The organism is Ruminococcus sp. YE282, from assembly GCA_900101355.1.
GTDB classification, from domain to species: domain Bacteria; phylum Bacillota; class Clostridia; order Oscillospirales; family Acutalibacteraceae; genus Ruminococcoides; species Ruminococcoides bromii_A.
In genome coordinates, this window is the sequence record FMUV01000054.1 from 1 (window position 1) to 9,526 (window position 9,526).

10 protein-coding genes are annotated in these 9,526 nt (G+C 35.6%); 8 read left to right on the forward strand and 2 right to left on the reverse strand.

Annotation, left to right across the window (positions count from 1 at the left end):
• Positions 1-323: 323 nt before the first annotated feature.
• Complete coding sequence (gene pnuC, locus BLP46_RS12025) at positions 324-1,016, forward strand: nicotinamide riboside transporter PnuC (RefSeq protein WP_092979239.1); 693 nt, start codon at positions 324-326, stop codon at positions 1,014-1,016.
• A gap of 3 nt (positions 1,017-1,019) precedes the next feature.
• On the opposite strand, the gene BLP46_RS12030 is transcribed toward pnuC, so the two are convergent.
• Positions 1,020-1,610: a GNAT family N-acetyltransferase gene (locus BLP46_RS12030; protein WP_353961318.1), complete on the reverse strand. Its 591-nt coding sequence runs from the start codon at positions 1,608-1,610 to the stop codon at positions 1,020-1,022.
• A gap of 106 nt (positions 1,611-1,716) precedes the next feature.
• Entirely contained in the window at positions 1,717-3,354 is a 1,638-nt protein-coding gene (locus BLP46_RS12035) for a DUF1653 domain-containing protein (RefSeq protein WP_092979240.1), read from the reverse strand.
• A gap of 109 nt (positions 3,355-3,463) precedes the next feature.
• On the opposite strand from BLP46_RS12035, the gene BLP46_RS12040 reads away from it, so the two are divergent.
• The 7 genes from BLP46_RS12040 (at position 3,464) to BLP46_RS12070 (ending at position 9,325) form a co-directional block, all read left to right on the forward strand.
• Complete coding sequence (locus tag BLP46_RS12040) at positions 3,464-3,985, forward strand: hypothetical protein (protein ID WP_092979242.1); 522 nt, start codon at positions 3,464-3,466, stop codon at positions 3,983-3,985.
• 217 nt (positions 3,986-4,202) lie between these two features.
• Complete coding sequence (locus BLP46_RS12045) at positions 4,203-4,871, forward strand: lysophospholipid acyltransferase family protein (RefSeq protein ID WP_092979244.1); 669 nt, start codon at positions 4,203-4,205, stop codon at positions 4,869-4,871.
• Positions 4,872-4,923: 52 nt separating this feature from the next.
• Complete coding sequence (locus BLP46_RS12050; protein ID WP_092979246.1) at positions 4,924-5,172, forward strand: acyl carrier protein; 249 nt, start codon at positions 4,924-4,926, stop codon at positions 5,170-5,172.
• A gap of 2 nt (positions 5,173-5,174) precedes the next feature.
• Positions 5,175-7,523: a beta-ketoacyl-[acyl-carrier-protein] synthase family protein gene (locus tag BLP46_RS12055; RefSeq protein ID WP_092979248.1), complete on the forward strand. Its 2,349-nt coding sequence runs from the start codon at positions 5,175-5,177 to the stop codon at positions 7,521-7,523.
• Positions 7,524-7,562: 39 nt separating this feature from the next.
• Entirely contained in the window at positions 7,563-8,297 is a 735-nt protein-coding gene (locus BLP46_RS12060) for a glucose 1-dehydrogenase (RefSeq protein ID WP_092979250.1), read from the forward strand.
• A complete protein-coding gene (gene fabZ / locus BLP46_RS12065) occupies positions 8,294-8,740 on the forward strand; it encodes a 3-hydroxyacyl-ACP dehydratase FabZ (protein ID WP_092979252.1) in 447 nt (148 codons plus the stop codon). Before BLP46_RS12060 ends, fabZ begins: the two co-directional genes overlap by 4 nt.
• 9 nt (positions 8,741-8,749) lie before the next feature.
• Positions 8,750-9,325, forward strand: coding sequence for a flavodoxin family protein (locus tag BLP46_RS12070; protein ID WP_092979255.1), 576 nt, complete (start codon positions 8,750-8,752; stop codon positions 9,323-9,325).
• Positions 9,326-9,526 lie beyond the last annotated feature (201 nt).

Genomic DNA, 9,526 nt, shown 5'->3' on the forward strand with positions numbered 1-9,526 from the left:
TATCTGTTCACGATAATCGTGAATTTTATCGGTGAAATTACCGCAACAGGGGCATTTATGCAGTTTCCGTTCTAATTTACAATAAACGTGAATTGTATTATCTGTGTTTTTTATGTTTTCAATTAAAATACCTTGCAATCCGAGTATTTTTTCTGTAAAATGTTTGTAGAGCATATTTGATTCTCCTTAAAATGGTTTGTTTCCACTTTCATTTTAAAGGTTTTTTTACAAATATGCTATACTTTTTTACTTTAATTTTTGTAGGCTCTTTTTGTTCTTACCCCAATTTTTATTATAGAGCCCTTTTTTTATGGGGGATTATTATGAAAATAATTAAAACAATTACAAACTATTTTTCAAAATTTGAAATTTCGCTGTGGCTTTTTTCCATTGCGATAATTGTGTCTTCATTTGTCATTTTTGACCGAACAAATTATACAACGCTTGTTTCATCGATAGTAGGTGTAACTTCGCTGATTTTAAACGCCAAGGGAAACCCTTTTGGACAGGTCCTTATAATAGTTTTTGGAATTCTTTATGGTATAATCTCATTTTCGTATTCATATTACGGTGAAATGATAACGTATCTCGGAATGACTGTACCAATGGCATGTATTGCTCTTGTTTCGTGGCTTAGAAATCCTTATAACGGTAAGCGTTCAGAGGTCAGAGTTAATCATATTTCGTATAAAGAAATAATATTTATGACTGTTCTTGCACTAATTGTAACAATTGTATTTTACTTTATTCTCAAGGCTTTTAATACAGCCAATCTGATACCAAGCACAATTTCGGTTACAACAAGTTTTTCTGCAGTATACTTGACATTCAGACGCAGCCCTTATTTCGCAATTGCATATGCATTAAATGACATTGTTTTAATTATTCTGTGGTCGCTTGCTTCAATTTATGATATTTCATATGTATCGGTCGTAATATGTTTTGCCGTATTTTTGGTAAATGATATTTATAGTTTTGTAAATTGGCTTAGAATAGGGCAAAGGCAGTCAGCATGATTACTATATATCAAGGCCTGCTGACTTAAGTTCAGCTTGGCTTAGCTGAGAGATTTTTCTTACCTGATTAGGCGTGTTGCTGTGTTCTCCGATTAATTTTTCCATCCAAATCATATCGTACCATTTTTCAAATTTATAACCGCATTTATGAAATACTCCCACCAGTTTAAATCCAAAATGTTCATGAAATTTTGTACTGTCAGCGGGCAAGTGCTTTTCTTCGGTTTCCAAATAAGCAATGCACGCATTTGCGTTTAATATTCCCTGAGTTTTAAGCAATTTCTCAAGACAGTCATAAAGCTTTGTTCCAATACCGGAATGTCTTACATCAGATTTAATATAAATGCTTGTTTCAATAGCCCAATCATATGCCGCTCTGTCTTTAAATGTTGAGGCATATGCGTATCCGAGTATTTCATTGTATTTTACTGCGATAATATATGGGTATGTTTTTAAAGTATTGACAATTCTTTGTGCAAATTCTTTGCAATCAGGTACTTCATATTCAAATGTTATTGCAGTATTCTCAACATATGGTTTATATATTTGTAAAAGTTCTTCGGCATCATCAACTGTTGCAATACGCAATTTAATGTTATCCAATTCAATCACCTCATTAGTTAATGTAAACAACAGAACCGAACAGTCTTATTGAGTGTTCGGTTCTATCCTTACGGTATGTAAAAATATAATTTTATTATTAAATTTTTGTAAATCTTTTAACCGTCTGGCCGTCGCTGCCAATTGTTTCGGCAAACATTTTATATGGTCTTGCCCAAACCTCATCAGGATTTTCAACAGACCTGTATATTACAAGTTTTTCACCGGTTTCACTGTGCTTTGCAAATCCGATGACGTCATATACGTTTCCTTTAAAATGACGATATTTTCCGAGAGTAATTTCTTCAATTCCTTCGTTATCAATCTCATCATTTTGCGTACTATTATTGCTTTCGACAGACTTTACAACACTTTCTTGATTTAAATCTAATTTAAAACTTCCGTCGTTAACAACAAGAATCCTTGATGAACAGGGCGGCATATCAATTTCTGTCCATCCGTTTGCATCAAAAATTTGATTGTCGTTCAGAACGTCTGTCAGTTTACCGTTGTATTGTGCGTCAAATCCGATTCTCTCATCATGATTAGTGAGGTTAAAAGCTACGAATACAGTCTGGTTATCGGTGAATCTCTTATATACCAGGGTTTCATTTTTTATGTTTGCATTTTCAAATTTTCCGTATTTTAACGCTTCAAGATTTAACCTTACTTTACCTAATTTTATAATATGATTGAATAAGTCATAGTTTGCATTATGAATATTGTTAAGGTCAATACAAGGCCTTAATTCATAATCACTGTGTTCGCTTCTTGTTCCTTCAATACCAAATTCACTGCCGTAATAAATTGAGGGTACACCGGGCATTGTATACAGCATTGTATATACATTATTAAGGTGATTTTTATCTTTTAATGTACTTGCAATACGATTTACATCGTGGTTATCAACAAAGTTGTATGTGTAAATATTCTGATATATACCGCCGTTTGCAAATTGACGATTTAACGAGTGCGCAATTTCAAAATAATTATGATCATTGTGACTTGAATAAATTCCCTTATAACATTCATAGTTGGTAACAGAATCAAGGGTTTTGCTGTTTGCCCAGCGGTTGTAATCGCCGTGAATAATTTCACCGTAAAGCCAAAAATCAGATTTTTTGGCTTTGCAATTATTTCTTAATTTTTTGAAAAATTCAAGATCTATACAATCTGCCGCATCAAGCCTAAGACCGTCAATATCAAATTCATCAATCCAGAAATTAACCGAATCGAGCAGATAATCAACAACTTCAGGATTTTGCAGATTAAGTTTAACCAAGTCGTAATGACCTGCCCAGCCCTCATACCAAAATTTGTCACCAAGAGGACTGTTTCCGTCAAAATTAAGATTTTGGAACCATCCGCAGTAACGTGAGTCCCAAAGGTGCTCCTGAACGTCTTTAAAAGCAAAAAAATCTCTGCCAACATGGTTAAACACGCCGTCAAGCATAATTTTTATGCCATTTTTGTGTAATGTTTGACAAAGCTTTTTGAAGGAATCGTTATCTCCGAGTCTGCAGTCTACTTTTCGATAATCAATTGTATCATATCCGTGTTTTGAACTCTCAAAAAGCGGATTAAATACTATAACGTTTACAGACATTTTTTTAAGATTATCTATTATATCATAAATTTTGTCAAGTCTGTATTCAAGTTTGCCGTCGTTTTCTTTCGGAGCTCCGCAGAATCCAAGCGGATATATGTTATAAATTATAGATTCGTTGATGTAACTCATATTATTCAACTCCTTTGTTTAATTATTAAATTATATCACGAATTTTCTTATTGTGCAACGGAGCAATTTGTGATACAATGTAAATTAATAAAAATATCGGAGGTAACAAATGCTTAAATTGCCTGAAAATAAAACAAGAAAGAGGCTCAGAATAACCCAATGCGTTTTGTATTTGTTACAGGTTTTTCTTTGCACAATGACATACGTGACTATTCCTAATCCAAGTGACCCGACCAACAATTTTTATGCAACAGTATTTGATATGCTGAGCTATCTTGGCGGTTCCGGCGATAATGTTGCACAGTCACAGTTTTCAGCCTTTCAATCGTACATACCTTACTACTTTATTTTTATATTAATTCCTATAATCGGTTTTTGCTTTTGCGCGTTTGACAAGGAACGCAATCTAAAAAATATAGTATCGCTTGTATGCTGCCTTATCGGTGTGCTTGCAATACTTTTAATTATCACAATTAATTATATTGATATCGGTTCAACACTTGCATTACTGTTATATATTGCTATTTCATTCATTACAACAATAGCGATGATGTCAAGGCTTACAAAAGATGACGAAAATGAACAAAAGCCAAAGAAGAAAAAAATCAGTAAGTATGACAGAGAATATTAATTGAATATAATTTTATCCCGGTTCCGTTTGGTGCCGGGATATTTTTGTATTATAATGATTTTTCCAAAATATCACAGCAATTTTTTGCAACAAATTTCGACAAAATGTTTCATAAAATACATTCATTTATTTTTTGCCCATTGAAAGAATGTGGTTTTATTTTATAATAATTCTATAATTGATAAATAGTTTTTCCAATGCAAAGGTTGTACTGAATATGGAAGAAAAGAAAGATATAATAAAAAAATCATTAGGGTGCAGATTGTTTCAAGGGATAGTTACAGGTCTTGCTTACATAACCTTTCGACCAAAGGTATTTTGGCAGGATGACTCATTAAAACATCCGAATAAAAACTCAAAATATGTTTTTGTATGTAATCACACACATCACTTTGATGCTATTTTTGTTGCTTCCGTTCTGAAAAAGTATAAACCGTATATGCTTGTTATGACAAAATGGTATAACAAAATGAGAATAGGTACTTTAATTCAATGGACGCGAAGTATTCCGATTGATTTAAACTCTATGGATTCAAGTTGGTACACAAATTGCGAAACTGCACTTAAAAACGGCAGTTCTGTTTTGATTTTTCCTGAGGGTGCCGTTGCACGAGATGGAAAAATGCTTGAATTTAAGCCCGGAGCAGGTATGCTTTCTGCAAAAGACGGAGTTGATGTTGTGCCTGTTGCTATTTACGGAAAATATGATATGCTTTTCGGTAAGCGCCAGAAAATTATGATAGGAAAGCCTATTAAAAGTAATTGTCCGGAGGATATGCGCCATTCAAAATACGCAAAGCAACTTATGAAAACAGCAGAATCAGATGTTAAGTGTATGTATAATTCTATGGTAGAAAAATATGGCAATATAGGGACTTATTATTAATTTAGCTGATATTTTTATAATATAAAATAATAAATTAAAGGAAGGTATTATTATGAATAACGAAATTGCAGAAAAAATAAAAGGAATGTTAGTTGAAAATCTTCGTATTCCTGCTGATGAGCTTGAATACGATTCAGAGCTTTTCGGAGAAGATATCGGTCTTGATTCAATTGATTCAATTGAAATTATAGCAGGTATTGACAATTTGTTTGGCGTTGATATGACAGGCGCACCGAGAGAAGAATTTCAATCTATTAACACACTGACAAAATATGTTGAGGAACATACAGAGGCGAAGTAATTATGACTGAACAAAAACGCTGCGTTGTAACCGGCTTAGGGCTTATATGCGGACTTGGAAACAATGTCGATGAATGTTGGGATACAGCCATACACGGAAAATCGGGAATCAGCGTTGTAAAATCAATTGACACCGAAAAATGTTATTCCCATAAGGGAGCAGAGGTTTCATTGCCGGATTCAAAGCTCTCTGACGAACAGTATGACCGCTCATCACTTTTGTGCATTAAAGCTGCACAGGAAGCTATTGATGATGCAAATCTTAAATTGGAAGATGAAACAGCCGATAATATCGGTGTTATTCTTGGAAGCTGCGTCGGCGGAGCTGCGAGCATTGATAAGTATTATACCGAAAGATATAAAAACGGAAGTGGCAACAAGGCAGATATTTTAAAGATACATGCTTCGGCAATTGCCAATAATGTTGCAAAGCATTTCAATCTAAACGGAATAACGGCTAACATTGTAAATGCCTGTGCGGCAGGAACTTTAAGTTTGTCATATGCTTGTGACCTTATTCGAGCCGGAAAAGCAGACGTCTTTGTTGCAGGCGGTTCAGACAGTTTTTCTTCACTTGCATTTGCGGGGTTTCATGCGCTTCATGCTCTGTCACAAGATGATTGCTCACCGTTTAACCATAGCAACGGAATAACCCTTGGTGAAGGCTCGGGTATTTTGATTATAGAGAGCTACGAGCATGCAGTCAATCGCGGAGCAAAGATATATTGCGAAATTCTTGGTTCCGGAGTAAGCTCAGACGCTTATCATATTACTGCACCCAGACCTGACGGAGAGGGTCAGATGAGTGCAATTTCAAGAGCAATAAAAAATTCAGAACTGAATTTTGCAGATGTTGATTACATTAATGCCCACGGCACAGGAACAGCGAAAAACGACGAAGCTGAATTTCTTTCTCTTCATAAGTTATTTGACGGCAATAATCATCTGTCCGTAAGCTCAACAAAGTCTATGACGGGGCATTGTCTTGGAGCAGCAGGTTCAATTGAAGCGGTTTTTACCGCAAAGGCAATTGAAAGCAGCAAACTTCCGCCTACAATCGGTTATTCTGAAGAAGATCTTGATAATCTTAAAACTAAATCCGGAACGCTTGACTTTATTCCGAATACATATCGTAACAAGTCAGTTGATTATGCAGTATCAAATTCATTTGCTTTTGGTGGTAATAATGCAAGTATAGTTTTTTCAAAAAATCACCATAAGATTTTGAACAGGAGCAATAAATCACATATATATATAACAGGTATCGGACAGCTTTGCGGAGAAAACTATCAGCCTGATAAAGGTTATCAAGCTGAAATAACCTCTGCCGATTATAAGGAATATGGTATCAAGATGGCTTTTTACCGCAAGCTTGACCGTCTGAGTCAGTTGCAGCTTTTAAGCGGAGTAAAGGCACTTGATGACGCAAAAATAAACGTTGATGAAAACAATGAAAATGACATTGGTATCATAATCGGTACTTCGGACGGACCAATGACAGAAATAATTAATTTCCAGAAAAACGTTATTGAGAACGGTACTCAAAGCGGAAGTGCATTTTTGTTTCCGAACACCGTTTATAACGCTGCCGGAGGTTATCTGAGCATTTTTGCCGGTATCAAAGGTTATAATGTGACAGTTGCAAATGGCTTCCAGTCTGGATTACAGAGTGTTTGTTATGCTGCCGATGTTATTCATAACGGTAACGAAAGTATTATGCTTGCCACAGGTACCGATGAAAACACTGATGTTGAAAGTGATTTGTATTCACATCTTGGCGTTATATCTGAAAACGACCTTTATTCATTACAAGATAATGGATTTAAACTCGGCGAAGGTTCTGTGTCAATTGTTTTGGAATCAAAAGAGAGTGCAGAAAAACGTTGCAGCAAAAAGTATGCCGAAGTAGCAGGTTATGCTATGGCGCGCAAGTCAATAGAGTTTGGACAACTAAAAGGTTCAGAGTCCGCAATGAAAAAAGCAATTTATGAGGCTTGCAGCAATGCTGAAATTTCATTAAATCAAATTGACGGAATTTGCGGATTTGGCAACGGAGACAAAACTGTTGACAACATAGAGATGTCGGTTTACAAGGAAATTTTCGATAAACCGATTTCGGTTTTTCTTGTAAAAGAAAAATCAGGAGAGGCAAGGGCGGCATCTGCTGCAATGCAGGTTGCATTTGCTGCTAAAGTTCTTTCAGGTGAAATTCAATCGTCTGATGCCTATATATTGTCAAAAGAAAATGTTTCTTACAAAGATGTTAATACCAAGGAATACAAATATATGCTTGCAGTATCTTTCGGAACCAGAGGAACATATTCTGCGGTTATTCTTAGAAAGATTTTATAAGTGATAGGTAAAATAAATACTTTATTTCAGGAGATTTATATGGAAAAGACAGCGCTCGTTACCGGAGCATCCAGGGGAATCGGTAAGGCAATTGCTTTGCGCCTTGCAAAGGACGGATATAATGTTGCGGTTAACTATAACAAAAATGACAGTCTTGCACTTCAAACTGTTAATGAAATTAAAAACCTTGGAGTTGAAGCAGAAGCATTTAAAGCAGACACATCAAATATTGATGAAGTAAAGAATATGTTTCACAATGTTCAAAGCACTTTTGGCAGATTGGATGTTCTTGTTAATAATGCAGGCGTGGTCGATGATGCATATCTCCTGATGGTGCGTCAGGATTCGCTTGAGCGAAGCCTTGATATAAATATTAAGGGTTACATCAATTGCGCTCAGCAGGCTGCTCTTAAGATGATTAGCAGAAAAAGCGGAAAAATAATTAATGTTTCATCTGTCAGCTCAGTTCTTGCAGTAGAGGGTCAGTCGGTTTACAGTGCGACAAAGGGTGCAATTAATTCATTGACTGCCACTCTTGCAAAAGAGCTTGCTTCGCGCGGAATCCAGGTTAATGCAGTAGCTCCGGGATTTATAGGTACGGATATGCTGAAATCCATTCCAAAGGACCTTGCTGAAAAATATGTTGACGCAATTCCAATGAAAAAATTCGGCACAGCCGAAGATGTGGCAAATGTGGTATCTCAATTGTGTTCGGATGACTTTTCATATATGACAGGACAAGTTATTGTGCTTGACGGAGGTTTAAGCCTATGATGAATTTGCTTGAAATTAATAAAAGAATAAAACAGAGACCTCCTTTTCAAATGATTGAGCGTGTACTTGAATTGGAGCCGAATGTTTCGGCAAAAGGTTTAAAAAATATTTCGGTTAATGAGCCTTATTTTGCAGGTCATTTTCCCGATACTCCCATAATGCCGGGCGTGTTGCTTATAGAGAGCGCAGTTCAGCTTTGCAGTCTTGTAATTAGTTCGGAAGAAAACAGTAACGACGATAAAATTTATGTTCTTTTAAAAGTAAAAGATTTTAAATTTCTTAAACCGGTAATTCCGGGCGATACATTAATAATTGATGTATCTGCTGATATAATTACAGCGGGTTCAGCAACCTTTTCGGCTATAATCAGTGTTGACGGTAAGGTTAGGGCAAAGGGAAGCATGCTGTTTACGGCAATTCCACGAAACTCAGTATATGAATAAGAGGAAAATATGAAATTACTTATCCTTAACGGCAGTCCAAAATCAGGCAGAAGTAATACGATGAACATTACAAGAGCTTTTATTGACGGCTTTCCTAAAGGCACTGAAGTTGAGCAGATTGACCTTTACAAAAAAGAAATAAAACCTTGCCTTGGGTGCTTTTCTTGTTGGAGTAAAACACCAGGTGAATGTATAATAAAGGATGATATGCAGGAAATTTATGAAAAAATAAAAGCTTCCGACATAATCATCGAAAGCTTTCCACTCTATTTTTTTGGCATGCCGTCAGTTATGAAATGTCTAACCGACAGATGTCTACCGTTTATGTTGCATTATATGGGAAATCAAACAGGTGACGGCTCTTCTTTTCACGAATTGCGTGATGAGAATATGCATAATAAAAAGTTGGTGTTCATATCAACATGCGGTTATGTGGAAACAAAATCAATGTATCCTGCGCTGCTTAAACAATATGATTTGATATGCGGTGAAAATTGCTACACATCAATAATTTGTCCCGAGGGTGAGCTTTTTATTGCTGAGAAGGCTAAACGTCAGCGTGAAAGTTTATCTCAGAGATGTTAAAGAAGCCGGAAAAGAATTTTCTGAGAAAAATTGTATTTCAGAGAAAACAATGTCTAAAATTTCAATACCTATTCTTTTGAACAAGTCCGTAAAAAACGGACAATAGAAAAAAACAGCCTCCTATGGTAGAATAAAAATAACTACCATAGGAGGTTTTTGTTATGCCAAGGAAATACAGACATCTAAAAGACTATGAGAAAG

What these genes read in the sequence shown, in the direction of transcription:
- pnuC (WP_092979239.1), top strand. Translation starts at nt 324, where the DNA reads ATGAAAATAATTAAAACAATTACAAACTATTTTTCAAAATTTGAAATT.
- BLP46_RS12035 (WP_092979240.1), bottom strand. Translation starts at nt 3,354, where the DNA reads ATGAGTTACATCAACGAATCTATAATTTATAACATATATCCGCTTGGA.
- BLP46_RS12040 (WP_092979242.1), top strand. Translation starts at nt 3,464, where the DNA reads ATGCTTAAATTGCCTGAAAATAAAACAAGAAAGAGGCTCAGAATAACC.
- BLP46_RS12045 (WP_092979244.1), top strand. Translation starts at nt 4,203, where the DNA reads ATGGAAGAAAAGAAAGATATAATAAAAAAATCATTAGGGTGCAGATTG.
- BLP46_RS12050 (WP_092979246.1), top strand. Translation starts at nt 4,924, where the DNA reads ATGAATAACGAAATTGCAGAAAAAATAAAAGGAATGTTAGTTGAAAAT.
- BLP46_RS12055 (WP_092979248.1), top strand. Translation starts at nt 5,175, where the DNA reads ATGACTGAACAAAAACGCTGCGTTGTAACCGGCTTAGGGCTTATATGC.
- BLP46_RS12060 (WP_092979250.1), top strand. Translation starts at nt 7,563, where the DNA reads ATGGAAAAGACAGCGCTCGTTACCGGAGCATCCAGGGGAATCGGTAAG.
- fabZ (WP_092979252.1), top strand. Translation starts at nt 8,294, where the DNA reads ATGATGAATTTGCTTGAAATTAATAAAAGAATAAAACAGAGACCTCCT.
- BLP46_RS12070 (WP_092979255.1), top strand. Translation starts at nt 8,750, where the DNA reads ATGAAATTACTTATCCTTAACGGCAGTCCAAAATCAGGCAGAAGTAAT.